Here is a 26,605-nt window from a genome sequence, read left to right as displayed (position 1 = left end):
CGATCGAACTGAGGGATACATGGGACTCACCATCGGCGTCGACATCGGCGGCACGAAGATCGCGGCCGGAGTGGTCGACGAGGACGGTCACATCCTGTCGACGTTCAAGGTGCCCACACCGGGCACCCCCGAGGCCATCGTCGACGCGATCGCCTCCGCCGTGGAGGGCGCGCGAGCCGGGCACGAGATCGTCGGCGTGGGCATCGGCGCCGCCGGATACGTCAACCGCCAGCGCTCCACGGTCTACTTCGCGCCGAACATCGACTGGCGCCAGGAACCGCTCAAGGACAAGGTCGAAGAGCGCGTGGGCCTGCCGGTGGTGGTCGAGAACGACGCCAACGCGGCCGCCTGGGGCGAGTACAAGTTCGGCGGCGGCAAGGGCCACCGCAACGCCATCTGCATCACGCTCGGCACCGGCCTCGGCGGCGGCATCATCATCGGCAACAAGCTGCGCCGCGGCCACTTCGGCGTCGCCGCCGAGTTCGGCCACATCCGCATGGTGCCGGACGGCCTGCTGTGCGGCTGCGGCAGCCAGGGCTGCTGGGAGCAGTACGCCTCCGGCCGCGCCCTCGTGCGGTACGCCAAGCAGCGCGCCAACGCCGCCCCGGAGAACGCCGAGTACCTCCTCTCGCTCGGCGACGGCACCCCCGACGGCATCGAGGGCAAGCACATCTCCATGGCCGCCCGCCAGGGCGACCTGGTCGCCGTGGACTCCTACCGCGAGCTGGCCCGCTGGGTCGGCGCGGGCCTGGCCGACCTGGCCTCCCTCTTCGACCCGTCGGCCTTCATCATCGGCGGCGGCCTCTCGGACGAGGGCGAGCTGGTGCTCGAACCCATCCGCAAGTCCTTCAAGCGCTGGCTCGTCGGCGCGCAGTGGCGCCCCGAGGCCAAGGTCATCGCCGCCCAGCTCGGCAACAAGGCGGGCCTGGTCGGCGCCGCGGACCTCGCCAGGGAGCCCGACCCGGTGATGTGACGCCCCTGGCTCCCCGCGCGGAGCCGGGGCTGCTGCCGACCGCGCCCCGCGCCCGTCCGCACACGCCGGGCGGGCCGGACGTCCGCCGGGTGAGCCGGTGCCGTCCGGCCCGCCCGGCGTTTCCCGTATCTTGATCGCCATGCCCACGAGCCCGACGCGTACGCTGCCCAACTCCCGCACCGAGCCGGACGGTTCGGCCGTCATCCGGGTGCTCAGCTACAACATCCGTTCGATGCGCGACGACACCGACGCGCTCGCCCGCGTCATCTCCGCGTGCGAGCCCGACCTGGTCCTCGTGCAGGAGGCACCCCGGTTCTTCCGCTGGCGCAAGAAGCTCGCGCGGCTCGCCCGCGCCTGCGACCTGGTGACGCTCTCCGGCGGCGGCACCGCGGCGGGGCCCGCGCTGCTCTGCTCGCTGCGGGCCACCGTCGAGCGGACCGAGGACGTCCTGCTCCCGCTGACGCCGGGCCAGCACCGGCGCGGCTTCGCGACGGCCGTCGTCCGCTTCGGCGGCGCCCGGCTCGGCGTCCTGAGCTGTCATCTGAGCCTGCGGGACGAGGAGCGGTACGCGCAGGGCGGCATGCTCCTCGACCGGATCGCCGGGATGGGCGTCCCGCACGCGGTGGCGGGCGGCGACCTCAACGACCGCCCCGACGGCCGTACGTTCCGCAGGCTCGCCGACGGCCTCCAGGACTGCTGGGCCACCGCCCCCTGGGGCGGCGAACAGACCTCGACCCCGGCCGACCCGCACCAGCGCATCGACGCGGTCTTCGCCACGCCGGGCGTCCAAGTCCTCGGCTGCGGCGTGCCGTTGGGCCACCCCGGCGTACGCGACGCGGACCTCGGGGCGGCCACGGACCACCTGCCGGTCCTCGCCGCGCTCAGAGTGCCCGCACAGTCGGCGGGCTCGGACAGGCCCTAGACCACGGCCCCGCGTCCGGGGTCGTCGTCCTCCTCCTCGTCACCGCTCTTCATGCGGGCCACCAGGGTCGCGAAGCCGCCGAGGAAGCCGCCGATGCCGATCGTCGTGAGCCACCACGTCATCTCCCAGCCGAGCAGCACGGCGAGCAGGAGCAGCAGCGGGCCGCCGAGCACCGCGAGCCAGGCGAACTTGGCGGTGACGTCCGCGTCCGGCAGCGGCGGCGGCTCGGGCGGCACGAAGTGGCCCTCGTCGCTCTCGTCGAAGTCGTCGTCCGAGGCCTCGGCCGCGGCGTAGTCGCGCGGGCCGCCCCCGGCGACACCGGGGGCGAAGGAGACGGAGCTGCCGAGCGGACGCGCCGCGTCGCCCGCGCCGGACTTGTCGCCGGTGTCCTTGGACAGGTCGGGGCGCGGCCCGTCGTCCGCGGTGTCGTTGGCTTCCGGCTCCAGGAGCGCCAGGTCCTCCACGGACTTGAACGGCTTCGCGCCGGGCGGGTCCGCGGGCTCCTCGCCGTACCCCGCGACGATGGCCCGCCACGCGGCGTCCTCGTCCAGGGGCACCGCGCGCTCCTCGCCGGCGGGCGCGGTCTGCTCCTCGGGCTCGCGGCTCTCGTCGCGGTCCTGCTGCTCAGCCACCGGTGGCCGTCCCTTCCTTGCCTGCGCTGGGGGCGAGCCGGCCGATGAATCCGTAGCTCTCCTCGAAGATCCGGTCCGCATCGTGGTCCAACGTCGCGACGTGGTAGCTCTGTTCCAGCAGGATCTCGGTGACGTCCGTGGACGAGACGCGGCTGAGGATGCGGGCGGAGTCGGCGGGCGGCACCACGTGGTCGTTCGGGCTGTGCAGGAGCAGCAGCGGCTGGGTGACCTGGGGCAGCTCCGCGTCGACCAGGCGGAAGAAGCGCCGCATCGAGTGCGCGGCGTGCAGCGGCACCCGGTCGTACCCGATCTCGGCCGAGCCCTCCTTGGCGATGTCGCTGGCGATGCCCTTGGTGGTGGGCAGCAGGAAGCGGGCGACGGGCAGGGCGTGGGCGGCCAGGCCGTGCACCTTGTTCGCCGGGTTGACGAGGACCAGGCCGCGCACCGCGTCGCCGTGCTTGGCGGCGAGCCGCAGCGTCAGGGCGCCGCCCATGGAGAGCCCGAAGACGAACACCTCCGCGCACCGCTCCAGGAGCAGCCGCAGCTCGCGGTCCACCTCCGCGTACCAGTCCTGCCAGCCGGTGACCTGCATGTCCTGCCAGCGTGTGCCGTGCCCTGGCAGCAGCGGCAGGGACACGGTCAGGCCGCGCTCCGCCAGGTACTCGGCCCAGGGGCGCAGCGACTGGGGGGATCCGGTGAAGCCGTGACACAGCAGGACGCCGACCTCGCCGCCCTCGTGGCGGTACGGCTCGGCTCCGGGGAGGACCGGCACCTTCGGTCTCCTTCGTGAGGTGGGATGCGTGGAATGTGTGGAACGGGGTGACGCGGCGGGGAGAGGCGTGCGAGGGGCAGAGGGGGCGTGAGAGGAGGCTCCGGGGTGGGGCACGTCGTGTTCGGGGAGTACCTCACCGTACGCGACCGGACTGACACCGACCAGGTCCTCCGGGCCCCGCTCCGGGCGGCGGAGCGGGCCCGTCGGCCCCGCTCCGGGGGGAGCCGGAGCCCTGCTCGGGTTATGGTCTGATCCACAGACACAGGAGGCACTCGGTTTGATCTACGGCGCAATGAAGTTTTCCATCGGAGGGCCCCTGAAGCTCGCCTTCAGGCCCTGGGTGGAAGGCCTCGAGAACATTCCCGCCGAGGGCCCCGCCATCCTGGCCAGCAACCACCTGTCGTTCTCGGACTCCTTCTTCCTGCCCGCGGTCCTGGACCGCAAGGTCACCTTCATCGCGAAGGCCGAGTACTTCACCACCCCCGGCATCAAGGGCCGCATGACGGCCGCCTTCTTCAAGGGCGTCGGCCAGCTCCCGGTGGACCGCTCCGGCGCGCGCGGCGCGGGCGAGGCCGCGATCAAGAGCGGCATCGAGGTCCTGGAGCGCGGCGAGCTGTTCGGCATCTACCCGGAGGGCACCCGTTCGCCCGACGGCCGCCTCTACCGCGGCAAGCCCGGCGGCCTCGCGCGCGTGGCCCTCGCCACCGGGGCGCCCGTCATCCCCGTGGCGATGATCGACACGGAGAAGATCCAGCCGCCCGGCAAGGTCGTGCCCAAGCTGATGCGCCCGGGCATCCGCATCGGCGAGCCGCTGGACTTCAGCCGCTACCAGGGCATGGAGGGCGACCGCTTCGTCCTGCGCGCGGTCACCGACGAGGTCATGTACGAGATCATGAAGCTCTCCGGCCAGGAGTACGTGGACGTGTACGCGACCGCCGCGAAGCGCCAGATCCAGGAGGCGGCCAAGGCGGAGAAGGAAGCCGCCAAGGAGCTCGCGCGCGCCCAGAAGGCCGAGGCCCAGAAGGCGGAGGCGGAGAAGGCGGAGGCCCAGAAGCCCGCCGCCGAGAAGGCACAGAAGGCCGACGCCGAGTAGGCCGGAAGGACCGCGGGGGAACGGTCCGGCTCCCGGTGGCGTCGGTGCAAGAGGGGCGCGCCGGGCGTCCCGTGGGGTGGGGGGCATGGCCAAGCGCGAGAGAGTCATGAGGATGTCGGTCGAGCAGCCGCTGTGGCGCGCGCTGACCGGGTACCGGGTCCTGACGATGCTGTACGCCATCGGCCTGTTCGTCGCCGCGCACGACGACTTCGCCCGGCCCTGGGTCGCCGTCGCCTACTTCTCGGTGCTCGCCGTCTGGACCCTCGCCACGCTGCCGAAGGTCTCGGGCGCCGCGCACTGCACCAAGCGCTTCCTCGCCGCCGACCTCACCATCGCCCTGACCGGCATCCTGCTGACCCGGGCGGCCGACGCCGCCGAGCGGATCAGCGACGGCGGCCCGACCCTGCCCTCCATATGGACCGCGGGCGCCGTCCTCGCCTTCGCGATCAAGGGCGGCTGGCGCTGGGCCGCCTTCGCCTCGCTGCTCGTCGGCGTCGCGAACGTCGTACAGCGCGGCGCCTTCAGCCGCGACACCGTCCACAACGTGCTGCTCGTCTGCATCGCCTCCATCGCCATCGGCTACGTCGTGGAGGTGGCACGCGCCTCCGAGCGCACCCTCGCCCGGGCCCTGGAGATCGAGGCCGCGACCCGGGAGCGCGAGCGCCTCGCCCGCGACATCCACGACAGCGTCCTCCAGGTCCTCGCCATGGTGCAGCGCCGGGGCACCGCCATCGGCGGCGAGGCGGCCGAGCTCGGCCGGATGGCGGGCGAACAGGAGGTCGCCCTGCGCTCGCTGGTCGCGGGCGGCCTGGTGCCCGCCTCGCGCGTCTCCGAGGACGCCGCGCTCGGGGCCGTCGTCCGCGTCGTCGACGAGCCGGACGACGCGTCGGCCGGGGCCTCGCCGTGCGACCTGCGGACACTCCTCTCCCCGTACGCCGGGTCGCTGGTGACCCTGTCCGAGCCCGGCGCCCCGGTGCCGCTCGCCGGGCACGCGGCCCGGGAACTCGCGGCGGCCGTCGGCGCCGCCCTGGACAATGTGCGCAGGCACGCGGGGACCGACGCCCGCGCCTGGATCCTGGTCGAGGACGAGCCGGACGCCGTCGTCGTCACCGTCAGGGACGACGGGCCCGGCATCCCCGAGGGGCGGCTCGCCCAGGCCGAGGGGGAGGGGCGGCTCGGCGTCGCCCAGTCGATCCGCGGCCGGCTGCGGGACATCGGCGGCACGGCCGAACTGATCTCGGTGCCGGGCCAGGGAACGGAAGTGGAACTACGCGTCCCCAAGGACGCGCGGGGGAAGGCGGAAACGCGGACATGAGCGAACAGCACAAGGAACCGACCGGCCAGGACGCCGCGGACCCGGTCAGGGTCATGGTCGTCGACGACCACCCGATGTGGCGCGACGCCGTCGCCCGCGACCTCGGCGAGTCCGGCTTCGACGTGGTGGCCACCGCGGGCGACGGCGAGCAGGCGGTGCGCCGCGCCCGGGCCGCCGCGCCCGACGTCCTCGTCCTCGATCTGAACCTGCCGCTGAAGCCCGGCGTCCAGGTGTGCAAGGAACTCGTCGGCGCCAACCCGGCCCTGCGCGTCCTCGTCCTGTCCGCGAGCGGCGAGCACGCCGACGTCCTGGAGGCGGTCAAGTCCGGCGCCACCGGCTATCTGCTGAAGTCCGCGTCCACCGCCGAGCTGATCGACGCGGTGCGCCGCACGGCCGTCGGCGACGCCGTCTTCACCCCCGGCCTCGCGGGCCTGGTCCTCGGCGAGTACCGCCGCCTCGCCTCCGAGCCCGCGTCCGCGACGCCCGACGAGCCGGGCGCCCCGCGGCTGACCGACCGCGAGACGGAGGTGCTGCGCCTGGTCGCCAAGGGCCTGAGCTACAAGCAGATCGCCGAGCGCCTCGTCATCTCCCACCGCACGGTCCAGAACCACGTCCAGAACACCCTCGGCAAGCTCCAGCTGCACAACAGGGTGGAGCTCGTGCGGTACGCGATCGAACGCGGCCTCGACACGGACGACACCGACGGCACCTGACCCCCGGGAGTCACAGGAGTGACGCCCCGGCATGCCCCCTTCGGGTGAACCGGTCCGCTCCCCTCCCGGGCAACTCCCTTGGCGCGCCCGGGAATTCACGGTTCGCCCCATCCCGGAGTGACGCGGATCACCATTAGCGTGGCTCGCGTCAGCGCAACTGCGGCGAAGGGACATTTCCATGCGGGTCGGAGTTCTGACCGGAGGCGGCGACTGCCCCGGGCTCAATGCCGTCATCCGGGGCGTCGTCCGCAAGGGCGTACAGGAGTACGGCTACGACTTCGTCGGCTTCCGCGACGGCTGGCGCGGACCGCTCGAGGGCGACACCGTCCAGCTCGACATCCCGGCCGTCCGCGGCATCCTGCCCCGCGGCGGCACCATCCTCGGCTCCTCGCGCACCAACCCCCTCAAGGCCGAGAACGGCATCCGCCGCATCAAGGAGAACCTCGCCAAGCTGGAGGTCGAGGCGCTCATCGCCATCGGCGGCGAGGACACCCTCGGCGTCGCCGCGCGCCTCACCGACGAGTACGGCGTGCCCGTCGTCGGCGTGCCGAAGACCATCGACAACGACCTGTCCGCCACCGACTACACCTTCGGCTTCGACACGGCCGTCGGCATCGCCACGGAGGCCATCGACCGGCTGCACACCACCGCCGAGTCGCACATGCGCGTCCTGGTGGTCGAGGTGATGGGCCGCCACGCGGGCTGGATCGCGCTGCACTCCGGGCTCGCGGGCGGCGCCAACGTCATCCTCATCCCCGAGCGGCGCTTCGACGTCGACCAGGTCTGCGCGTGGGTGACCTCCCGGTTCAAGGCCTCGTACGCGCCGATCGTGGTCGTCGCGGAGGGCGCCATGCCCAAGGACGGCGACGTGGTCCTCAAGGACGGGTCCCTCGACTCCTTCGGGCACGTGCGCCTGTCCGGCGTGGGGGAGTGGCTGGCCAAGGAGATCGAGAAGCGCACCGGCAAGGAGGCCCGGACGACGGTCCTCGGCCACGTGCAGCGCGGCGGCACGCCCAGCGCCTTCGACCGGTGGCTCGCCACGCGCTTCGGCCTGCACGCGATCGACGCCGTCCGCGACGGAGACTTCGGCAAGATGGTCGCCCTCCAGGGCACGGACATCGTCCGCGTCCCCATCGCCGAGGCCACGGCCCACCTCAAGACGGTGAACCCCGCCCTCTACAAGGAAGTGGAAGTCTTCTTCGGCTGATATCCGCCGCTCCCCGCTGTGGGCAGCTGGTCCGCCCAGAGGGCGAGTGGGGCATCCCCTGCTCGAGCGAAGCCGAGAGCTTGGGGAAGGGTGGGCACAGCCCTCACCGCCCCGCGCTGTTCACTAGGCCAAAACGTATATTCACCCCGTACAGGACCCGCGCCCCCTGAACGGGAGTGAAACCGTGGAGATTCTCGCCTTCGGCGTCCAGGCCGACGAGCGCCCCCTCATCGAGAAGGCCTTCGCCCCGCACCACGACATCCGCTGCCTGGACGTCTTCCTCACCGAGGACACCGCCCCCATCGCCGCCGGCTACGAGGTCATCTCCACCAGCGTCAACGCGATCCTCGACAACCGCGTGCTCCAGACCCTCGCTGCCGGCGGCACCCAGATGGTCGCCCAGCGCTCGACCGGCTTCAACAACATCGACCTCCAGGTCGCCGAGCGCCTGGGCCTCACCGTCGCCCGCGTCTCCTCCTACTCCCCGTACTCCGTGGCGGAGTTCGCCTGGACCCTGGCGATGGCCGTGAACCGCCGCATCGTCCGCGCCAGCAACCGCACCCGCGACTTCGACTTCCGGCTCGACGGCCTCATGGGCCGGGACCTGCGCGGCCGCACCGCGGGCGTCCTCGGCACCGGCAAGATCGGTGAGGCCTTCACCCGGATCGCGCACGGCTTCGGCATGAACCTGCTCGGCTGGGACGTCGCCGAGAACCCCGCCTGCGTCGGACTCGGCATGAAGTACGTCGAGAAGGACCAGCTCCTCGCCGAGTCCGACCTGGTCAGCCTGCACGTACCGCTGCTGCCCGCGACCCGGCACCTGATCGGCGCCGCGGCGCTGCGCGCCATGAAGGACGACGCGATCCTGGTGAACTCCAGCCGCGGCGGCCTCATCGACACCGACGCCCTCGTCGCCGAACTGCGCGCGGGCCGCTTCACCGGCGTCGGCCTCGACGTCTACGAGGCCGAGGCCGGGCTCTTCTTCCTGGACAAGTCGCTGGAGGTGGTCGAGGACGACACCCTGGCCCGCCTCGTCACCTTCCCGAACGTGGTGGTCACCTCGCACCAGGCGTACTACACCGAGGACGCCGTCGGCCAGATCATCGACGCCACGGTCACCAACGTCCTGGACTACCTGGCGGGCCGCCGCTCCGAGAACGTGCTGGTGCCCGCGCTCCCGGCCAGCTGACCCAGCAGCTCGCGCACCACCGCCGCCCCGCGCAGGGACAGCACCGACTCCGGATGGAACTGCAGCGAGGCGAAGCCGGGCCCGCGGAGCGCGTGCACCTCGCCCGTCGCCGGGTCCCGGCTCACGGCGATGCCGTGCGCCGCCAGCTCCCGCTCGGCCTCGTCGTCGCAGCGCGCCGCGAAGCTGTTGTAGAAGCCCACAGTCTCCGGCCGCCCGAACAGGTCGATCGTCGTCTGCGCACCCTGGTACGGGACGTCCTTGCGGACGATGTCCAGGCCCAGCTCCGCCGCGATCAGCTCATGGCCCAGGCACACGCCGAGCACCGGGCCGCGCCGCTCGCGGATCAGCTCGGCCGTGAGCCCGCGCAGCAGCCGCATCTTCGGGTCGGCGGTGTCGGACGGGTCGCCGGGGCCGGGCCCGAGGACCACGGGACCGCCGTGGCCGAGCACCGCGGCGCGCAGCCCCGCCTCGTCGTACCGCCGCACGCTCACACCGAGGCCCGCCGAGCGCAGGACGTGCGCGAGCATCGCCGTGAACGTGTCCTCGCCGTCCACCACCAGGGCGTGCCCCGAAAGCTCGCGCGCCACCTCCTGCATCCGCAGCCAGAACGGCGCGAGCCCCGCCCGCCGCGCGTCGAGCGCCGCCCGCACCCGGGGGTCGTCGGCGAGCGCGGGCCGCGCGCCCTCCGCCCGCGGCCGCCCGGGACGCACCCCGAGCGCCGCGAGGACCCCCGCGGCCTTCGCATGGGTCTCGGCCACCTCGCCCGCCGGGTCCGAACCGCGCACCAGGGTCGCGCCGACCGGCACCCGCAGGCGCCCGGCCGCGTCGATGTCGGCGGTGCGGATCAGGATCGGCGAGTCCAGCGTCTGCGCGCCGCCCGCGTCCCGCCCGACGAGCGCGAGGGCACCGGCGTAGTAGCCGCGCCCGCCGCTCTCGTGGCGCTCGATCACCCGGCAGGCGTTCTGCACCGGCGAGCCCGTCACGGTCGCGGCGAACATCGTCTCCCGCAGCACCTCCCGCACGTCGAGCGACGAGCGGCCGCGCAGCTCGTACTCCGTGTGCGCCAGATGCGCCATCTCCTTGAGCCGCGGCCCCACCACCACGCCGCCCATGTCGCCGACCGTGCACATCATCTTGAGCTCCTCGTCGACGACCATCGAGAGCTCCTCGGTCTCCTTGGCGTCGCCGAGGAAGCGCAGCAGACCGTCGACCGACGGCCCCTCGGCGGGATAGCGGTAGGTCCCGCTGATCGGGTTCATCACGACCGTCCCGCCGGACATCCGCACGTGCACCTCGGGGCTCGCCCCGACCAGCGTTCGGTCCCCGGTGCACACGACGAAGGTCCAGTAGGCGCCCCGCTCGCCCTCCAGGAGCCTGCGGAACAGCGCGAGGGCGTCCGCACGGTCGAAGCCGGGGATCTCACCCTCGTACGTACGCCGGATCACGAAGTTGGCGCCCTCGCCGCGCCCGATCTCCTCGCGCAGGACCCGGCCGACGATCCGCGCGTACGCGTCGTCGCTCACGTCGAAGCCGTGGCCCGTGACCCGGACGTCGTGCCCGGGCAGCTGGGACAGGGCCTGCTCCAGCGGGATCTCGTACGTCTCCTCGGGGGTGAGCACGGCGAGCGGGGTGCCGTCGTCCGTGACGTCGAAGCCGCGCTCCCTGATCTGCCGGAACGGCACGAGCGCGAGCCCCTCCGGGATGTCGGCGAGCCGCTCGTACGTGGTCACGGGGCCGCGAAGCACCTCCACCACGGCGTGGTCACGGCCCGGGGCGCGGCGCCGCAGCAGGGCGAAGGGGCGGTCGTCGGTCAGGAGGTCGGACAGGTGCATGGGCGGTTCCTTCGCTGGGAGGGAGAGGAACGGCCGGTCCCGGACACCGTCCGGGAAGCACGGAAGGCCGCCCCTCGGGCGGCCTTCGCGATGTCTGCTGGGTACGCGCAGTCAGTGGGCCGCCGGATGAGCGGGCCACCACCAGGAGCGGGTCGACTGCGTGAACATGCCCGCACCCTAGCGCATCATCAGCACGTCGAGCGCCTCGTCCAGATAGGCGCCGAACTCGGCCTCGCCCGGCAGCACCGAGGGCACCGCGTGCCCCAGCTGGGCGTGCCCCAGATAGACCGTGTACGCGAGCAGGCCCCGGCGGCGCGCCTCCTGCTCGGGGAAGCCGAGCAGGCCGAAGAGCCCGGCGACGTACGCGACGCGGCGCTCGGTCACCCGCCGCAGGGCCGCGGCGACCCGCGGGTCCGACGCGGTCGCGAGCAGCGCGACCTCCAGCGGGTCGGCGGCGGCCGCGCCGATGGCCTCGGCGAAGAGCAGCCGGATGCGCCGCCGCACGTCCGGCTCCGCCTCGACCTCGCTGATGGTCTCCTCGGTGTTGGTCTCCGCCCAGCGCTCCAGGGCGGCGTCGATGAGGGCGTCGCGGTTCGCGAAGTGCCAGTAGAAGCTGCCCTTCGTGGTGCCGAGGCGGGCCGCGAGGGGCTCCACGGCGACGGCCGCGAGCCCGCCCTCGCCGATCGCCACGAGCGCCGCGTCCGCCCAGGCCCGCGCGGTGAGCCGGGGCTTCGCCGGGGTGGTCCTCCGCTGCCGTTGCGCCATGGCCATACGGTACCGTACGGTTACCATACGCCAGCGTATGGAGGGGTGCCATGAGTGTCGTACGCAATGAGCACGAGCGGGTGGTCGAGGCTCCGGCCGGCGCGGTGGGGGCCCTCCTGGACCGGCTGTCCGCGCCGGACGACCCGCTCTTCCCCACACCGGCCTGGCCCGCGATGACCTTCGACGGCCCGCTCGCCGTCGGCGCCACCGGCGGCCACGGCCCGATCCGCTACCGGGTGGCGGCGTACGAGCCCGGGCGCCGGATCCGCTTCGACTTCACCGCCGCCTCGGGCGGCTTCCACGAGCTGACCGTCGAGCCGCTGGGGGAGCGCCGCTGCCGTGTGCGGCACGTCCTGGAGACCACGCCGAAGGGGCTGGGGCGCATCCGGTGGCTCGCGGTGATCCGGCCCGTGCACGACACGGTGATCGAGGAGCTCTTCGACAACGTCGAGCGCGCCGCGACCGGCACCTGCGCCCGCCCCGTCCGCTGGACCCCGCGCGTCCAACTGTTCAACCGGCTCTCCTGGGACCGCCCGGAAGCCGTCGCCCGGCCCGAAGGGGCCCGCCTGCTCCGCGCCGCCGTCGACCGGCCCGGGTACCGGGACGCGTACCGCATGCCCCTGCTCCCCGGCCAGCCCCGCGACCCCGACGCCTGGACCGGCGTCCTGCGCGGCCTCCCCGTCCTGGCCCGCCAGGACGGGGAGGTGCTCCTGGACGTCCAGGTCACGGGCCTGACCGCCCGGGCGTCGATCCTGATCGACGAGCAGTACGTCACCCTGAGCACAGCCGTGCGGACCGATACCGCCCGCGGCCGCCTCTACTGGAGCGCGGTCCGCCTCGGACACCCCTTCCTGGCCCGCCTGATGCTGCGCCGCACCCACCGGGCCCTGGCCCTGACGACCCCGAGCGCGGCCGAGCGGGCGGAGCGGACGGTGACCACGTGAGGGAACGCTCGTTATGGCCCCGAGACACCTGCTCCCCGCATGCTGGGGATGGCCCCAAGCTCAAGACTCTGCTGCAGGTAGGCGCAGTGTGATCCCCGCTTCTGCGGGGTTGCGGGGCGCGACGGGCGGCGTCGCTCCCCCGTCGTCTCATCTGACGGGCGGAGGCAAAACCACCGGGCACGACCCCGTAAGGTTTACGGGGTGACCGTGAACGCTGATTCCCAAGCCGTCGCCGCCAAGGCGACCTGGCTAGACCTGCCCGCGGCGCAGCAGCCTGAGTACCCCGATGCCGAGGCCCTGCGCGACGTCATCGCCGAGCTCAGCTCCTATCCGCCGCTCGTCTTCGCGGGTGAGTGCGACCAGCTGCGCGCCCGCATGGGAGCTGTCGCCAGGGGCGAGGCGTTCCTTCTCCAGGGCGGCGATTGCGCCGAGTCGTTCGACGCGGTGAGCGCCGAGCACATCCGGGCCAAGTTGAAGACCCTCCTCCAGATGGGCGCCGTGCTGACGTACGCCGCCTCCGTGCCCGTCGTGAAGGTGGGCCGCATCGCGGGGCAGTACTCCAAGCCGCGCTCCAAGCCGACCGAGACCCGCGACGGCGTGACGCTGCCGACCTACCGCGGAGACTCCGTGAACGGCTTCGCCTTCACGGAGGAGGCCCGCGTCCCGGACCCCGAGCGCCTGAAGCGGATGTACAACGCCTCCGCGTCGACGCTCAACCTGGTGCGCGCCTTCACCACCGGCGGCTACGCCGACCTGCGCCAGGTGCACGCCTGGAACCAGGACTTCGTGAAGTCCTCCCCCTCCGGCCAGCGCTACGAGCAGCTCGCCCGCGAGATCGACAACGCGCTGAACTTCATGCGGGCCTGCGGCACCGACCCGGAGGAGTTCAAGACGGTCGAGTTCTTCGCCTCCCACGAGGCGCTGCTGCTCGACTACGAGTCGGCGCTGACCCGCGTCGACTCCCGCACCGGCGATCTGTACGACGTCTCGGGCCACATGGTGTGGATCGGTGAGCGCACCCGCCAGCTGGACGGCGCGCACATCGAGTTCGCCTCCAAGATCCGCAACCCGATCGGGATCAAGCTCGGCCCGACGACGACGGCCGAGGAGGCGCTCCAGTACATCGAGCGCCTCGACCCCGAGCGCGAGCCCGGACGCCTGACCTTCATCGCCCGCATGGGCGCGGACAAGGTCCGCGACAAGCTCCCCGAGCTGGTCGAGAAGGTCACCGCGTCCGGCGCGACCGTCGCCTGGATCACCGACCCGATGCACGGCAACACCTACGAGGCGGCCTCCGGCCACAAGACCCGCCGCTTCGACGACGTGCTGGACGAGGTCAAGGGCTTCTTCGAGGTCCACAAGGCGCTCGGCACCCACCCCGGCGGCATCCACGTGGAGCTGACCGGCGACGACGTCACGGAGTGCGTGGGCGGCGGCGACGAGATCTTCGTCGACGACCTGCACCAGCGCTACGAGACGGCCTGCGACCCGCGGCTGAACCGCAGCCAGTCCCTCGACCTGGCGTTCCTGGTCGCGGAGATGTACCGGGACCAGTAGGCGCACGGCGGCATCTGTACAGGTGGGGCGCGGATCCATGTGATCCGCGCCCCACCGGCGTACCCGGGGCTTTTGTGGGTCCCGGGTCGCGGGTAAGGTTAGGTTAGCCTCACCGATCAAAGAGTTCGGTACGGCGCTGCCCACCGGCCTCTGGGCCCCGATCGGGAGGTGAACCCGCGTGTACGTCTGCAACTGCTTCGGTATCACCGAGGCGCAGGTGAGGCAGCACGCGGAGGACGGCGCCTGCACCCCCCGGCAGATAGCGTCGGCCAGCAAGGCGGGTACCGACTGCGGGTCCTGCGTGCGGCGCATCCAGGCGCTGCTCGGCCGGGGCACATGCCCCCGCCGTGACCTCCTCGACCAGGGGGAACCCGCGGTGGCCCTGGCCCCTGAGGCGGAGCTTCCGGAGGCGGCCTAGCTCTCCGGCTGCTCGATGAGCTGGGCGATGTACAGCGGCTCGCCGAGCTTCTCGACCAGTTCGAGCTGGGTGTCGAGATAGTCGATGTGGTGTTCCTCGTCCTCGAGGATCGACTCGAAGATGTTCGCGGACGTGATGTCGCCCTTGGCGCGCATCACCTCGATGCCGCGCTTGAGGCGGTCGATCGCCTCCGCCTCGATCTGGCGGTCCGCCTGGAACATCTCGGTGACGGACTGGCCGATGCGTACGTGGAACAGCCGCTGGTAGTTGGGCAGGCCGTCGAGGAAGAGGATCCGGTCGGTGAGCACCTCGGCGTGCTTCATCTCGTCGATCGACTCGGACCGGGTGAACTTGGCGAGCTTCGTCCAGCCGTTGTTCTCCTGCATCTTCGCGTGCAGGAAGTACTGGTTGATCGCGGTGAGCTCGGCGGTCAGCTGCTCGTTGAGGAATTCGATGACCTCGGGGTCGCCCTGCATCGCAGAGGCTCCTTCCAAGCGGGGGACTGGCAGGTAGCGCGCATCCTTGCACCGGCGTCCGAGGGGCGTCCAGTAAGTGCACGCTTAGTAGGAGTTGCCCGAATCCGCGTATACCTGGTCACGTCCACTGCTTCCGGTCTGTCAGGATGGAGGCATGGGTCAGCCGGTGGGTCGTACATCTCGAGACGTAGTGGAGCCGGACCTTCCGCCGGGGCAGCGACTGCAGCGCGGCTGGCCGGTCACGCACTACGGCCCGGTCCCCAAGTTCCGCCCGGAGCGCTGGGACTTCAGGGTGTTCGGTGCCACCGCCGACGGTGAGAAGCACTCCTGGACGCACGAGGAGTTCTCGGCCCTGCCGTACGCGACGGTGGTCGCCGATCTGCACTGCGTCACGAAGTTCAGCATGCTCGGCGCCGAATGGGGCGGCGTGCTCGCCCGTGATCTGACCGAACTCGCGCCGCCCGCGCCGAACGCCACCCATGTGATGGTCTGGGCCGAGTACGGCTTCAGCTCGAACCTGCGCCTCGCGGACTTCCTCAGCGACCGCACGATTTTCGCCACGCACAAGGGCGGTGAGCTGCTCACCGCCGAGCACGGTTTCCCGCTGCGGCTCGTGGTGCCCCATCTGTACGCCTGGAAGGGCCCCAAGTGGGTCCGCGGCATCGAGTACATGACCGCAGACCGCCGCGGCTTCTGGGAGGAGCGCGGCTACCACAACATCGGCGACCCCTGGCGCGAGCAGCGCTACTCCTACCAGGAAGAGCCCGGGGACGGCCCCGAGCTCTGACTCCTGGCGGCGCTGTCCGCGCCGGTCAGTGGTGGTACTGGTGCACCACCGCGTGGCCCTTGCCGCGGCCGATCATCCACTTGTTGACCGGTGTCGTGATCACGAAGGCGGCGGCGAGCGCGATCGCGAGCAGGTACCAGAACATCGCGTCCGACAGATGGGCGTCCATGCCGCCGGGCCACAGTGCGATCACGCCGTTGTCGATGAGTTCCATGACGGCGATGGACAGCGTGTCGGCGGCGAACGCGACGCGCAGGGCTGTCTTGAAGTCGACGCCCGCCTTGAGGATGCCGCGCAGCGTCAGCGAGTAGCCGAAGAGGAACGCGAGGATGATCGCGAGGGTCATCGTCGGCACGTTGCCCCAGCCGAGCGCGGTGCCGATGATCATGCCGAGCACTTCGCCGATGGCGCACCCGGTGAGGCAGTGCAGCGTCGCTTGCGCGGCCATGGACCAGCTGACCTTGCCGCCGCCGGCTCCGTGGTGGGCGTGCGCGCCGTGGCCCGCGTGGCCGTGGTGCTGGTGCTCCGCGTGGTTCCCGTGCTCTGTGTGGTGTCCGTGGTGCTCGTGGTGCCCATGTTCTGCATGCGTGTCGTGCTGCATGACAAATCCCCCGACGTCAGATAACGGTTCCTGCCTCTGAGCAGGAACCGTATACCCCCGCGGGGTATTCCTCAAGATCTTGAAAGCCGCTGCCGGGGCCGGGGCCTGGGGCCGGGGGCCGCCCCCGCTATCCCCTGAGCTCCTTGAGCCGTGCCACGTCGGCGGCGTGCCCTTCCTTCCCGCCGGGTGTCTCGATGATCAGCGGGACGCCGTCCGTGGCCGGGTGGGCCAGCAGCTCGCGGAAGGCCTCGGCGCCGATGTGGCCGGTGCCGATGTTCTCGTGGCGGTCCTTGTGCGCGCCGACGACGTCCTTGGAGTCGTTGGCGTGGACCAGCTTCAGGCGGCCCTCGCCCACGGTGTCGACGAGCAGGTCGAGCGTCTGCTTCACGCCGCCGGGACCGGCCAGGTCGTGCCCGGCCGCGAAGACGTGGCAGGTGTCCAGGCAGACGCCGAGCTTCGGGTGGGCGTCCAGGGCCTCGAAGTACGGGCCGAAGTCCCAGGTGCGGGAGCACAGCGAGGAGCCCTGGCCCGCGGTCGACTCCAGGAGCAGGAACGGGTCGTCGTCGTGCGTCAGCTCGTCGAGCAGCGGCAGCATGTGCTCGCGCACCTGGCGCAGCGCCACGTCGCGGCCCCGGCCGCCGGTGGCCGAGCCGGTGTGCACGACCACGCCGAGCGCGCCGATCTCCCGCCCGCGGCGCAGCGAGTGCCGCAGCGACTCCACGGACTTCTCGACCGTGGCCTCGGTGTGCGAGCCGAAGTTGATGAGGTACGGGGCGTGGACGTACGCCGGGATCCCCTCGGCGGCGCAGGCCGCGCGGAAGGCCTCGTCCTGCTCGGGGTTGCCCGGGGGCGTCGCCCAGCCGCGCGGGTTGGCGACGAAGACCTGGACGGTTTCCGCGGCGAGGTCGCGGGCGTAGGCGAGACCGACGCGGGCGAGGCCGCCGGCGACGGGGACGTGGCTGCCGATGGGGGACTTCTTGCTGCTCATTCGAACCAGGGTGGCACGTCGCCGGGACCGGTCCCTCGCGGGGCGCCCCTTCCCGATCCGGGGCTGCCGCCCCCGGGCCCCGCCTTTTCGGCGCTTCGCGCCTCGTCCTCAAACGCCGGACGGGCTGGAACTGTCGCCGGTTGCGGCTGTATTTCAGCCCCTCCGGCGTTTGAGGAGCGGGGTCTGGGGCGGAGCCCCAGGCATCGGGAAGGGGCGGGTCAGGGGCGCCCCCGCGAGGGCAGCTGTCAGCGGATCTTGATGGTGACGGTCGACCCCTTGGGCGCCTCGTCCCCCGGGTCCACCGACTGGTCCTTCACCGTGTCGCCGAAGAGCCCGAGCAGCCCCCGGTCCTCGTCGACGTCGAACCCCGCGGCCTTCAGCTTGTCCGTGGCCTCGCCGACCTTCATCCCCTCGACGTCGGGGACCTCCACCATCTCCGGCCCCTTGGACAGCGTCAGCGTCACCGTGTCGCCCCCGGCGAGCCGCTTCTCCGCCTCGGGGGACTGCTCGGCCACGGCGCCCTTGTCCTCGTCGGAGAAGACCCGCGTCGGCTCGATCCTCACCTTGAGGCCCGCCTCTTTGAGCTCCTCGCGCGCGTCGCTCTCGGAGTCACCGACGACGTCGGGCACGTCGATGGGGCTGCCCTTGCTCACGAGGAGGGCGACGGCGGTGCCCGCCCTGCGGACCGTGCCGGGCTTCGGATCGGTGCTGATCACGGAGCCCCTGGCCACGTCCTCGCTGAAGGTCTTGGTGACCATCCCGGCGCCGAGCCCGGCGTCGTCGAGCTTGTCCTTCGCCTCGGAGAGCGGCGTGCCCTCCAGGTCGGGGACCTTCGCGGTCTGCGGGCCGAGCGAGACGGTCAGCGTGACCTTGCCGTTCTGCCGGATGCGGTCGCCGACGTCGGGGTCGGTGGCGATGACCGTGCCGCGCTTGTCGGTGTCGCTGTACGCGCCCTTGACCTTGCGCACGTCGAGCCCGACGTCGTCGAGCCGCGTACGGGCCTCCTTCTCGGTCTTGGCGAGCACCGCGGGGACCGTCGTGAACTGGCCGGAGTTGATGTACCAGACGCCCGCGCCGACGCCCAGGACGAGCAGCACGGCCGCTATCGCCACGGTTATCCCGCGTCGGGCGAGCAGCCGGCGGCGGATGCGCTCCTTGACGGAGGCGGGGCGGGCGGCCGGTGCCCCGGCGGGGCGCGGCGGGGGCTGCGGGGTGCGCAGCACGCTGGTGCGGTTGAGCCCGTCCTGCCCGGCTTGCTCCGGGCGGCCGACGTCCCGGGTGGCGGGCAGCGGCAGCTGCACGGCCCGGTCCGCGCGCGGGATGACGCTCGTACGGTCCTCGGAGGTGTCGTGGGCGGTGTGCTCCCCGGTGCGGGCCAGCGGCGGCACCGTGTCCAGCTGCGCGTCGGTGAGCGCGAAGCGCGCCTCACGGAGCAGCGCGAGCAGGGCCACCGCGTCGTACGGGCGGAGGTCGGGGTTGCGGGCGGTGGCCGTCGCGACCAGCTCGTCCAGTTCGTAGGCGAGGCCCGGCACGGCCGCGGACGGGGGCGGCACGTCCTCGTTCAGGTGCTGGAACAGGACCTGGGCGGGGGAGTCGCCGGAGTGCGGCTTGGCGCCGGTCAGCATCTCGTACAGGACGACCCCGGACGCGTACACGTCCACGCGGGTGTCGGCCGTGCCCTGCTCGATCTGCTCGGGGGCCAGGTACGACACCGTGCCGAGGACGGTGCCCGTGGTGTTCGTGACCGAGTCCACCGCACGGACGAGGCCGAAGTCGGCGACCTTGACGCGGCCGTCGTCCCCTATGAGGACGTTCTCGGGCTTCATGTCGCGGTGCACGAACCCGGCGCGGTGGGCGGCGCCGAGGGCGGCGAGGACGGGCTCCAGGATGTCGAGGGCGGCGCGCGGGCGCAGCGCGCCGCGCTCGCGGAGCACGTCGCGCAGGGTGCAGCCCGCGATGTACTCCATCGCCAGATACACGTACGGGCCGTCGGTGCCCTGGTCGAAGACCCCGACCACGTTCGGGTGGGCGAGGCGGGCGACCGACTTGGCCTCCCGGATGAAGCGCTCGACGAACGAGGCGTCGGCGGCGAGCGTCGGGTGCATCACCTTGAGCGCGAGCACGCGGTCGAGGCGGGTGTCCACGGCCCGGTAGACCGTGGCCATCCCGCCGACCGCGATCCGCCCGTCCACGCGATACCGCCCGTCGAGCACCTGCCCGACGAGGGGGTCCTTAAGGGTCGTGTCCACGCAGGGAGTCTACGAGCCGCCACTGACGCCGGAGCCGCCCCGGGCCCCGCCCGGGGCAGACTGCAGCGGAGCTGTGACCGATCCCGCGGCTCAGAAGGCGGGCCGCTCCGGATCCAGGGCGGCCAGGCCCTCCGCGGGGGACGACGCCTCGGCGAAGTGCCGCCGGGGGATGCGTCCGGCCCGCAGGGCCAGGCGTCCGGCGACGACCGCGTGGCTCATGGCCTCCGCCATGAGGACCGGCTCCCGCGCCCGTGTCACCGCGGAGGCGAGCATCACCCCGGCACAGCCCAGCTCCATCGCGAGCGCCACGTCGGACGCCGTCCCGGCCCCCGCGTCCAGGATCACCGGCACGCGCGCGTGCTCCACGATGAGCTGGAAGTTGTGCGGGTTGCGGATGCCGAGCCCGGAGCCGATGGGGGAGCCGAGCGGCATGACGGCCGCGCAGCCGACGTCCTCCAGCTTCCGGGCGAGCACCGGGTCGTCGTTCGTGTACGGAAGGACGGTGAAGCCGTCGTCGACGAGGGTCTCCGCGGCGTCGAGCAGCTCCACGGGGTCGGGCAGGAGGGTGCGCTCGTCGGCGATCACCTCCAGCTTCACCAGGTCCGTGCCGAGCGCCTCGCGCGCCAGGCGCGCGGTGAGCACGGCCTCGCCCGCGGTGAAGCAGCCCGCCGTGTTGGGCAGCACGCGGATGCCCAGGCGCTCCAGGACGGACAGCACGGAGCCGTGCGTACCCGGGTCGACGCGGCGCATCGCGACGGTGGTCAGCTCCGTCCCGGAGGCCACCAGGGAGCGCTCCAGGACGTCGAGGCTCGACGCTCCGCCGGTGCCCATGATCAGCCGGGACGACAGTGTGAGGCCGCCGATGACGAGGGGGTCGTCCGCCATGTCGTCAGCCTCCTTGGACGGCGGTGAGGACTTCGACGCGGTCGCCGTCCCGGAGCACGGTGGTGGCCCACCGCGCGCGCGGGACGACGGTTTCGTTGAGGGCCGCGGCGACGCCGGACGGCGCGGTGGTCAGCTCGGCGACGAGGGCGTCGAGCGTGGTGCCCGCGGCGGCGTCGCGTGCCTCGCCGTTGACCGACAGGGCGAGGGCGGCGGAGGGCGTGGTCATACGGGCAGCTCCGAAAGGTCCTTGGGCGTGGCGGGGGCGGCCGCGGCGAAGCGCAGCGGCGTGAACGGCCGGGCCTCGTCGGGCAGTTCGCCGGTGGTCAGGAGGTGCGCCATGGCGTCGCCGGTGACGGGGGTCAGGAGCACGCCGTTGCGGTAGTGGCCGGTGGCCAGGTGCAGGCCGGGCAGGGCGGTGGGCCCGAGCAGCGGGGCGTTGTCGGGCGAGCCCGGCCGCAGCCCGGCCCGGGTCTCGGTGAGCGGCAGCTCGGTGATGCCGGGGACCAGCTCGTGGGCGTCGCGCAGGAGCTCGTACACGCCGCCCGCGGTGACCGTGGTGTCCCAGCCGAGTTCCTCGCTGGTCGCGCCCACGACGAGCTCGCCGCTGAGCCGTGGCACGAGATAGACGTGGCTGCCGCGGACGACGGCGCGCACGGTGCGGCTCAGGAACGGCGCGTACCGCTCGGGCACGGTGAGCCGCAGGACCTGGCCCTTCACGGGCCGCACCGGCGGCAGGACGTGGTCGGGGACCCCGGCGAGTCGGCCGCTGAGGCTGCCCGCGGCGAGGACGGTCTGTCCGGCGCCGAGCGTGGTGCCGTCGGCGAGGACGACGCCGGTGGCGCGGTCCCGCGCGACGACGAGCCGCTCCGCCCACGCGCGCGTGAAGGCCACTCCGGCCCGCTCGCACGCCACCAGGAGGGCGGTGGTGAGCCGGCGCGGGTCGACCTGGTGGTCGCCGTCGACGCGGAGGCCGCCGCGCACTCCGGGGGCGAGCATCGGTTCGAGGCGACGGCACTCGCGGCCGCTCAGCCACTCCGGGTGCAGGCCCGACTGCCGCTGGAGGAGGTGCAGTTCGCGCAGGTGGGCGCGGTCGTCGGAGTCGAGCGCGACGGCCAGCGTGCCGCAGGCTCGGTAGCCGATGTCCTCGCCGGACGCCTCCGTCAGCTCGGCGGCGAAGTCCGGATAGCGCCGGGCGGAGGCCAGGTTCAGACCGAGCAGCGTCTGCTCGCCGTGGTGCAGTTCGGTGACGGCGGCCAGCATGCCCGCCGCGACCTGTGCGGCGCCGCCGCCGGGCTCGGGGTCCACGACCGTGACGGACAGGCCGCGCCGCGCGGCCCGCCAGGCCGTGACGAGACCGATGACGCCACCGCCGACGACCAGGACGTCCGCCGGGCCGGCGGACGGTGGTGACGTACGAGAAGGTGACGTACGGGAAACGGACGCGTTCGGTGGTTTCGGATGGGAACGCATGGGCGTCCAGCCCCTCCCTTCGCCGGCATGACCCGGATCAGGTTCGTACGGTCGGAGGCCGTCCCAGCCTCCCTCTCAGCCCGGTCGTCCGGGCTCCCGCGAGTGCTCTGCACCGGCCAGCCTAGCCCGTCGCCCGCCGGGCCGGTAAGCCCGTCGTGTTCCGGCGCGGGGGGCCGTCCTACAGTTGATCGGGTGAGCGAAGAGCGGAAGCGGGCGGAACAGCGGGTCGTCATCGTGGGCGCGGGCATGGCCGGGGTGCAGACGGCCGTGGCGCTGCGCGAACGGGGGTTCACCGGCCCGGTGACCCTGATCGGCGCGGAGCCGCACCAGCCGTACGACAGGCCGCCGTTGTCCAAGGCGGTGCTGCTCGGCAAGGCCGAGGGCTCGGCCTTCGACATCGACTTCGAGGCCCTCGGCATCGAGCTGCGGCTCGGCGTGGAGGTCACCGGCGTCCGTCCCGCGGACCACGCGCTGGACACGGCGGCGGGCCCGGTCGGGTACGAGAGCCTGGTCCTCGCCACCGGTGCCGAACCGATCCGCCTGCCCGGCTCGGACGGCGTGCCCGGGGTCCATCTGCTGCGCACGCTCGACGACGCGGAGCGGCTGCGGCCGGTGCTCGCCGAGCAGCACGACGTCGTGGTCGTCGGGGCGGGCTGGATCGGCGCGGAGTTCGCCACGGCCGCGCGCGACGCGGGCTGCGCCGTGACCGTCGTGGAGGCCTCCGGGCGGCCGCTCGCGGGCGCGCTGCCCGCCGAGGTCGCGGCCCCGATGGCCGGCTGGTACGCCGAGGCGGGCGCCGAACTGCGTACCCACGCGCGCGTGGCGCGCGTCGAGCCGGGCTCGGTCCTCCTCGACGACGGCAGCAGGCTGCCCGCGGGCGCCGTCGTCGTCGGCATCGGCGCCCGGCCCGCGACGGCCTGGCTCGCCGGTTCCGGCATCGAGCTCGGCACCCACCACGAGGTCGTGGGCGACGACCGGCTCCGCACCTCCGTGCCCGACGTGTACGCGGTCGGCGACTGCGCGTCCTTCCCGTCGGGCCGCTACGGCGAACGGCTCCTCGTCCACCACTGGGACAACGCCGTGCAGGGACCGCGCACGGTGGCCGCCGCCATCGTCGGCGAGGCCCCGGAGGCGTACGACCCGGTGCCGTACTTCTGGTCCGAGCAGTTCGGCCGCTTCGTGCAGTACGCGGGCCATCACGCGGCCGCCGACGAGCTGATCTGGCGCGGCGACCCCGCGACCCCGTCCTGGACGGCCTGCTGGCTCCGCGACGGCGCCCTGGTGGCCGTCCTCGCGGTGGGCCGCCCCCGGGACCTGGCCCAGTCGAGGAAGCTGATCGACGCGGCCACCCCGATGGACGCGACGTTGGTCACGGACCCGGCGATCCCGCTGAAGAAGGCGATCCGCTCCTGAGGCGCCTGCGCGCGGCGACGCGGCTCACGCCGGAGCGCCCCAGCACACGGGCCCGGGGCGCGAAGCCCCGGCCCCCCGCTACCGGCCCCCGGCCGGAGGTGGCACGCTTGATCCGTGACCGAGATTGACGCAAAGACCGATGCTCTCGTCCCCGCCTGGCTCCACCTCCCCGACATCGCAGAGATGCTCGACATCGAGGTGACGCGCGTGCGGCAGCTGGTCAAGGAGGGCCAGCTGATCGCCGTGCGCCGCGGTGAGAACAGGACGCTTCAGGTTCCGGCGGCCTTCATCGACGGCGACAAAGTCGTCAAGGGCCTGTCCGGAACGCTGACGCTCCTGCGGGACGACGGTTTCTCCGACGAAGAGGCGCTCGAGTGGCTCTTCACCCCCGACCCGACCCTGCCCGGCACGCCCGCGCAGGCCCTGAGCGAGAATCGCGGCACGGAGGTGAAGCGCCGCGCGCAGGCGCTCGCCGTCTGACCTGACAACCATCTGGCGTACGGGCCGGGGCAGCCGCCCGGCCCGTACGCCACCGACATCGGGGGGAACGCTCCATGGCCACCGACACGGCGGGCGGCTCCGCACGCGCCCGGCTCGCGGACGCACGGCTCTATCTGTGCGTGGACGCGCGCAGGCGCCAGGGGGACCTCCCGCAGTTCCTGGACGCCGTCCTGGCGTGCGGCGTCGACATCGTGCAGCTGCGCGACAAGGGCATGGAGGCCGCGGAGGAGCTGGAGCACCTCCAGGTCTTCGCCGACGCCTGCCGCCGCCACGGCAAGCTCCTCGCGGTCAACGACCGCGCGGACGTGGCGCACGCCATCGGCTCCGACGTGCTGCACCTGGGCCAGGGCGACCTGCCGGTGCCCGCGGCCCGCGCGATCCTCGGCGCGGACGTCCTCGTCGGCCGCTCCACGCACGCCGAGGAGGAGGCCGCCGCGGCCGCCGCCCAGGAGGGCGTGGACTACTTCTGCACAGGACCGTGCTGGCCGACGCCCACGAAGCCGGGCCGCCACGCACCGGGCCTGGACCTGGTGCGCCACACGGCCGGGCTCGGCACGGACCGCCCCTGGTTCGCGATCGGCGGCATCGACGCGGCAAATCTGGACGAAGTGCTCGAAGCGGGCGCCCGTCGGGTGGTCGTCGTGCGCGCGATCACGGAGGCGGACGACCCCGGCGCCGCCGCGGCGGACTTCGCCGAGCGGCTGCGTACCGTCTGACGGGACGACGGCGCCCGCGGCCACGGCCGCGGCGTGCGCGGGGCGTCGGCGCTTGTGGCCGTGCCGCGCCTGGGGCGGCGGTGCTCGTGGCCGTGGCATACGACGGGGGCACGAGGCCCGAGGGGTACCCCGGTCGCATCAATATGTACGTACACCCGTCTGATCAATAGCTTGTGGGTGTCCGATGGGCGGACAACAAGCTGACCAAATGGACATATCACCTGCCTTTGGTTGGGTGACCGGCGCGGCCTGGCTAACCTGCCGGTATGGCCCTAGGCACTGCTTCCACCAGGACGGACCGCGCACGCACCGTGCGCGACATGCTCGCGACCGGCAAGACCACGTACTCCTTCGAGTTCTCTGCGCCGAAGACCCCCAAGGGCGAGCGGAACCTGTGGAACTCGCTGCGCAGGGTCGAGGCGGTCGCGCCGAGCTTCGTGTCCGTGACGTACGGAGCCGGCGGCTCCACGCGCGCGGGCACGGTCAAGGAGACCCAGCAGATCGTCGCCGACTCGACGCTCACCCCGGTCGCCCACCTCACCGCCGTCGACCACTCGGTCGCCGAGCTGCGCAACATCATCGGGCAGTACGCGGACGCGGGGATCCGCAACATGCTCGCGCTGCGCGGCGACCCGCCCGGCGACCCGATGGGCGAATGGGGCAAACACCCCGAAGGGCTTACCTACGCCGCCGAACTGGTCCAGCTCATCAAGGAGTCCGGCGACTTCTGCGTGGGCGTGGCGGCCTTTCCCGCGATGCACCCGCGCTCGACCGACTGGGACTCCGACGTCCGGCACTTCGTCGACAAGTGCCGCGCGGGCGCGGACTACGCGATCACGCAGATGTTCTTCCACCCCGAGGAATACCTGCGGCTGCGCGACCGCGTCGCCGCGGCGGGCTGCGAGACGCCGATCATCCCCGAGATCATGCCGGTCACGAACGTGCGCCAGCTGGAGCGACTGCCGCAGCTCAGCAACGCGGACTTCCCGCCCGCGCTCAAAGAGCGGATCCTCTCGGCGCAGGACGATCCCGCCGCTGTACGCTCCATTGGTATCGAGTTCGCGACGGAGTTCTGCGCGCGGCTCCTCGCCGAGGGCGTCCCGGGGCTGCACTTCATCACGCTGAACAACTCCACGGCGACACTGGAGATCTACGAGAACCTGGGCCTGCACCACCAGCAGGCCTGACCGGTCGTACCCGCGCGGCGACCGCAGGGGAGAGGGGCGTACATGGGCTTGACGGTCCTCTACTGCGCGTTCGGCGCGGTCGCGCTGTGGCTGCTCGGCGAGGTGCTGTTGCAGTACAAGGCGCGGCTGCGCTGGCGGGTCCTCGCGTTCGTCGGCTTCCTCGGCGTGGTCGTCGGCGTGCTGATGTCGTCGGTGCTCGTGATCGCCGCGGGCGCCGTCGCCTTCGCCGTCGGGCAGACCTATGTGACGCTGTCGTTCCGCCGCGGCTTCGCGAGCGGCTGGGCGGTCGGCGGCAGGCCCGGCGCGAGCAAGCGCCGCAGGGCGGGCTCCGGCGCCGCCGCGGCCCAGCCGACGCTCCAGGTCTCCGAGCTGGAGTACGAGGCGGACGCCGCGGGCCCCGAGCCCTCCGCCGAGCCGGACGCGCTGGAGTCGACGGCCATGATGGAGGTGCAGACCGCGGGCCCCGGCGTGTACGCACCCGAGCCGATGCCCGACGACACCGGCCAGTACGGCGTCTACGGCGACGCCCCGCAGCCCCCGCCCGCCACCGGCGACGGCTACGCCTTCGACGCCTACGCCCCGTACGACCAGCAGGGCGCACCGGCCCAGCAGGACCCCCTGCACTTCGCCTACGGCGACACGGGGGAGCAGCGGTACGCCGCCTACTCCGACCCGTACATCGGCCCGCAGACCTACGGCGCCCAGCCGAGCTACGACGCCTACGCCGACAAGGCCGCCTACGCGCCCTACGGCGGGGACGCGTACGGCACGGGCTATCAGGACACCCCGCCCGGCGGCGTCTGGGTGCCGCACCAGCGCACCGGCGACACCGCGCCCTACGGCGCCGAACCGCCGCTCGACCAGCCTCCGTACCCGCCGTTCGACCCCGCCGACGGCGAGCCGGACCAGCGGAACGTCTTCGGCTACGAGCCGGGGTACAACGGCGAGCAGCAGTACCGGTACTGAGCGGCCCCGGGCCCGCGCGGCCCGGCTCACGGGA

General features: G+C 72.7%; 27 protein-coding genes and 1 riboswitch. Of the genes, 16 read left to right on the top strand and 11 right to left on the bottom strand.

What is annotated here, in order from left to right; translation table 11 throughout:
* The first annotated feature begins 19 nt into the window (after positions 1 to 19).
* Together C9F11_RS12015 and C9F11_RS12010 are read left to right on the top strand one after the other, a co-directional pair.
* Positions 20 to 973, top strand: a complete 954-nt coding sequence (locus C9F11_RS12015) for an ROK family glucokinase (protein ID WP_138959273.1) — start codon at positions 20 to 22, stop codon at positions 971 to 973.
* Between the two features lie 139 nt (positions 974 to 1,112).
* Complete coding sequence (locus C9F11_RS12010; protein WP_138959272.1) at positions 1,113 to 1,895, top strand: endonuclease/exonuclease/phosphatase family protein; 783 nt, start codon at positions 1,113 to 1,115, stop codon at positions 1,893 to 1,895.
* Here C9F11_RS12010 and C9F11_RS12005 read toward each other — a convergent pair.
* The gene (locus C9F11_RS12005) at positions 1,892 to 2,527 is read right to left on the bottom strand and encodes a hypothetical protein (RefSeq protein WP_138959271.1); all 636 of its coding nucleotides are present in this window, start codon (positions 2,525 to 2,527) and stop codon (positions 1,892 to 1,894) included. The genes C9F11_RS12010 and C9F11_RS12005 overlap by 4 nt on opposite strands.
* Positions 2,520 to 3,299, bottom strand: coding sequence for an alpha/beta fold hydrolase (locus tag C9F11_RS12000; protein WP_138959270.1), 780 nt, complete (start codon positions 3,297 to 3,299; stop codon positions 2,520 to 2,522). Before C9F11_RS12000 ends, C9F11_RS12005 begins: the two co-directional genes overlap by 8 nt.
* Before the next feature lie 292 nt (positions 3,300 to 3,591).
* Between C9F11_RS12000 and C9F11_RS11995 the strand changes: the two genes are divergently transcribed.
* From C9F11_RS11995 to C9F11_RS11975, 5 genes are all read left to right on the top strand, one after another.
* On the top strand, positions 3,592 to 4,392 hold the full coding sequence (locus C9F11_RS11995) for a lysophospholipid acyltransferase family protein (RefSeq protein ID WP_171075710.1): 801 nt from the start codon (positions 3,592 to 3,594) through the stop codon (positions 4,390 to 4,392).
* Between the two features lie 85 nt (positions 4,393 to 4,477).
* On the top strand, positions 4,478 to 5,707 hold the full coding sequence (locus C9F11_RS11990) for a DUF5931 domain-containing protein (RefSeq protein WP_138959269.1): 1,230 nt from the start codon (positions 4,478 to 4,480) through the stop codon (positions 5,705 to 5,707).
* A complete protein-coding gene (locus C9F11_RS11985) occupies positions 5,704 to 6,420 on the top strand; it encodes a response regulator transcription factor (RefSeq protein WP_138959268.1) in 717 nt (238 codons plus the stop codon). Before C9F11_RS11990 ends, C9F11_RS11985 begins: the two co-directional genes overlap by 4 nt.
* Before the next feature lie 178 nt (positions 6,421 to 6,598).
* Positions 6,599 to 7,627, top strand: a complete 1,029-nt coding sequence (locus C9F11_RS11980; RefSeq protein ID WP_138959267.1) for a 6-phosphofructokinase — start codon at positions 6,599 to 6,601, stop codon at positions 7,625 to 7,627.
* Positions 7,628 to 7,811: 184 nt separating this feature from the next.
* Positions 7,812 to 8,816, top strand: a complete 1,005-nt coding sequence (locus C9F11_RS11975) for a 2-hydroxyacid dehydrogenase (RefSeq protein ID WP_138959266.1) — start codon at positions 7,812 to 7,814, stop codon at positions 8,814 to 8,816.
* Here the strand turns inward: C9F11_RS11975 and C9F11_RS11970 are convergent.
* Entirely contained in the window at positions 8,759 to 10,648 is a 1,890-nt protein-coding gene (locus C9F11_RS11970) for an anthranilate synthase family protein (protein ID WP_138959265.1), read from the bottom strand. The genes C9F11_RS11975 and C9F11_RS11970 overlap by 58 nt on opposite strands.
* A gap of 177 nt (positions 10,649 to 10,825) precedes the next feature.
* The gene (locus C9F11_RS11960; RefSeq protein ID WP_171075709.1) at positions 10,826 to 11,419 is read right to left on the bottom strand and encodes a TetR/AcrR family transcriptional regulator; all 594 of its coding nucleotides are present in this window, start codon (positions 11,417 to 11,419) and stop codon (positions 10,826 to 10,828) included.
* A gap of 44 nt (positions 11,420 to 11,463) precedes the next feature.
* Between C9F11_RS11960 and C9F11_RS11955 the strand changes: the two genes are divergently transcribed.
* The 3 genes from C9F11_RS11955 (at position 11,464) to C9F11_RS11945 (ending at position 14,332) form a co-directional block, all read left to right on the top strand.
* Entirely contained in the window at positions 11,464 to 12,357 is an 894-nt protein-coding gene (locus tag C9F11_RS11955) for a DUF2867 domain-containing protein (RefSeq protein ID WP_138959263.1), read from the top strand.
* 201 nt (positions 12,358 to 12,558) lie between these two features.
* The gene (locus C9F11_RS11950) at positions 12,559 to 13,914 is read left to right on the top strand and encodes a 3-deoxy-7-phosphoheptulonate synthase class II (protein ID WP_171075708.1); all 1,356 of its coding nucleotides are present in this window, start codon (positions 12,559 to 12,561) and stop codon (positions 13,912 to 13,914) included.
* A 178-nt stretch (positions 13,915 to 14,092) separates the two neighbouring features.
* Positions 14,093 to 14,332 carry a (2Fe-2S)-binding protein gene (locus C9F11_RS11945; protein ID WP_138959261.1) on the top strand — a complete coding sequence of 80 codons (240 nt, stop codon included), beginning with the start codon at positions 14,093 to 14,095 and terminating at the stop codon, positions 14,330 to 14,332.
* Here C9F11_RS11945 and bfr read toward each other — a convergent pair.
* A complete protein-coding gene (bfr, locus tag C9F11_RS11940) occupies positions 14,329 to 14,808 on the bottom strand; it encodes a bacterioferritin (RefSeq protein WP_138959260.1) in 480 nt (159 codons plus the stop codon). The two genes, C9F11_RS11945 and bfr, sit on opposite strands and share 4 nt — an antisense overlap.
* A gap of 154 nt (positions 14,809 to 14,962) precedes the next feature.
* Between bfr and C9F11_RS11935 the strand changes: the two genes are divergently transcribed.
* Entirely contained in the window at positions 14,963 to 15,595 is a 633-nt protein-coding gene (locus C9F11_RS11935; RefSeq protein WP_138959259.1) for a sulfite oxidase-like oxidoreductase, read from the top strand.
* Positions 15,596 to 15,620: 25 nt separating this feature from the next.
* Here C9F11_RS11935 and C9F11_RS11930 read toward each other — a convergent pair whose 3' ends face one another.
* From C9F11_RS11930 to thiO, 6 genes are all read right to left on the bottom strand, one after another.
* The gene (locus tag C9F11_RS11930; protein ID WP_138959258.1) at positions 15,621 to 16,196 is read right to left on the bottom strand and encodes a DUF4396 domain-containing protein; all 576 of its coding nucleotides are present in this window, start codon (positions 16,194 to 16,196) and stop codon (positions 15,621 to 15,623) included.
* A 127-nt stretch (positions 16,197 to 16,323) separates the two neighbouring features.
* Entirely contained in the window at positions 16,324 to 17,184 is an 861-nt protein-coding gene (locus C9F11_RS11925) for a deoxyribonuclease IV (RefSeq protein WP_138959257.1), read from the bottom strand.
* A gap of 245 nt (positions 17,185 to 17,429) precedes the next feature.
* A complete protein-coding gene (gene pknB / locus C9F11_RS11920) occupies positions 17,430 to 19,433 on the bottom strand; it encodes a Stk1 family PASTA domain-containing Ser/Thr kinase (protein WP_138959256.1) in 2,004 nt (667 codons plus the stop codon).
* A gap of 90 nt (positions 19,434 to 19,523) precedes the next feature.
* Positions 19,524 to 20,318, bottom strand: a complete 795-nt coding sequence (locus C9F11_RS11915) for a thiazole synthase (protein ID WP_138959255.1) — start codon at positions 20,316 to 20,318, stop codon at positions 19,524 to 19,526.
* A gap of 4 nt (positions 20,319 to 20,322) precedes the next feature.
* Entirely contained in the window at positions 20,323 to 20,544 is a 222-nt protein-coding gene (gene thiS / locus C9F11_RS11910; protein ID WP_138959254.1) for a sulfur carrier protein ThiS, read from the bottom strand.
* On the bottom strand, positions 20,541 to 21,788 hold the full coding sequence (gene thiO, locus C9F11_RS11905; RefSeq protein ID WP_138959253.1) for a glycine oxidase ThiO: 1,248 nt from the start codon (positions 21,786 to 21,788) through the stop codon (positions 20,541 to 20,543). The genes thiS and thiO overlap by 4 nt, the downstream gene beginning before the upstream one ends.
* A riboswitch (TPP riboswitch) is annotated at positions 21,786 to 21,898 on the bottom strand. It overlaps the preceding gene by 3 nt.
* A 136-nt stretch (positions 21,899 to 22,034) precedes the next feature.
* Between thiO and C9F11_RS11900 the strand changes: the two genes are divergently transcribed.
* From C9F11_RS11900 to C9F11_RS11880, 5 genes are all read left to right on the top strand, one after another.
* Entirely contained in the window at positions 22,035 to 23,201 is a 1,167-nt protein-coding gene (locus C9F11_RS11900; RefSeq protein ID WP_249402166.1) for an FAD-dependent oxidoreductase, read from the top strand.
* Positions 23,202 to 23,315: 114 nt separating this feature from the next.
* Positions 23,316 to 23,681 carry an Rv2175c family DNA-binding protein gene (locus tag C9F11_RS11895; RefSeq protein WP_030679421.1) on the top strand — a complete coding sequence of 122 codons (366 nt, stop codon included), beginning with the start codon at positions 23,316 to 23,318 and terminating at the stop codon, positions 23,679 to 23,681.
* Between the two features lie 74 nt (positions 23,682 to 23,755).
* The gene (gene thiE / locus C9F11_RS11890; protein WP_138959251.1) at positions 23,756 to 24,418 is read left to right on the top strand and encodes a thiamine phosphate synthase; all 663 of its coding nucleotides are present in this window, start codon (positions 23,756 to 23,758) and stop codon (positions 24,416 to 24,418) included.
* Between the two features lie 266 nt (positions 24,419 to 24,684).
* A complete protein-coding gene (metF, locus tag C9F11_RS11885; RefSeq protein ID WP_138959250.1) occupies positions 24,685 to 25,605 on the top strand; it encodes a methylenetetrahydrofolate reductase [NAD(P)H] in 921 nt (306 codons plus the stop codon).
* Positions 25,606 to 25,647: 42 nt separating this feature from the next.
* Complete coding sequence (locus tag C9F11_RS11880) at positions 25,648 to 26,571, top strand: hypothetical protein (protein ID WP_138959249.1); 924 nt, start codon at positions 25,648 to 25,650, stop codon at positions 26,569 to 26,571.
* Positions 26,572 to 26,605: the final 34 nt, after the last annotated feature.

Source organism: Streptomyces sp. YIM 121038 (assembly GCF_006088715.1).
Lineage (GTDB): Bacteria > Actinomycetota > Actinomycetes > Streptomycetales > Streptomycetaceae > Streptomyces.
Note: the sequence above shows the minus strand (reverse complement) of the source record. Positions and strands in the feature narration are given on the sequence as shown.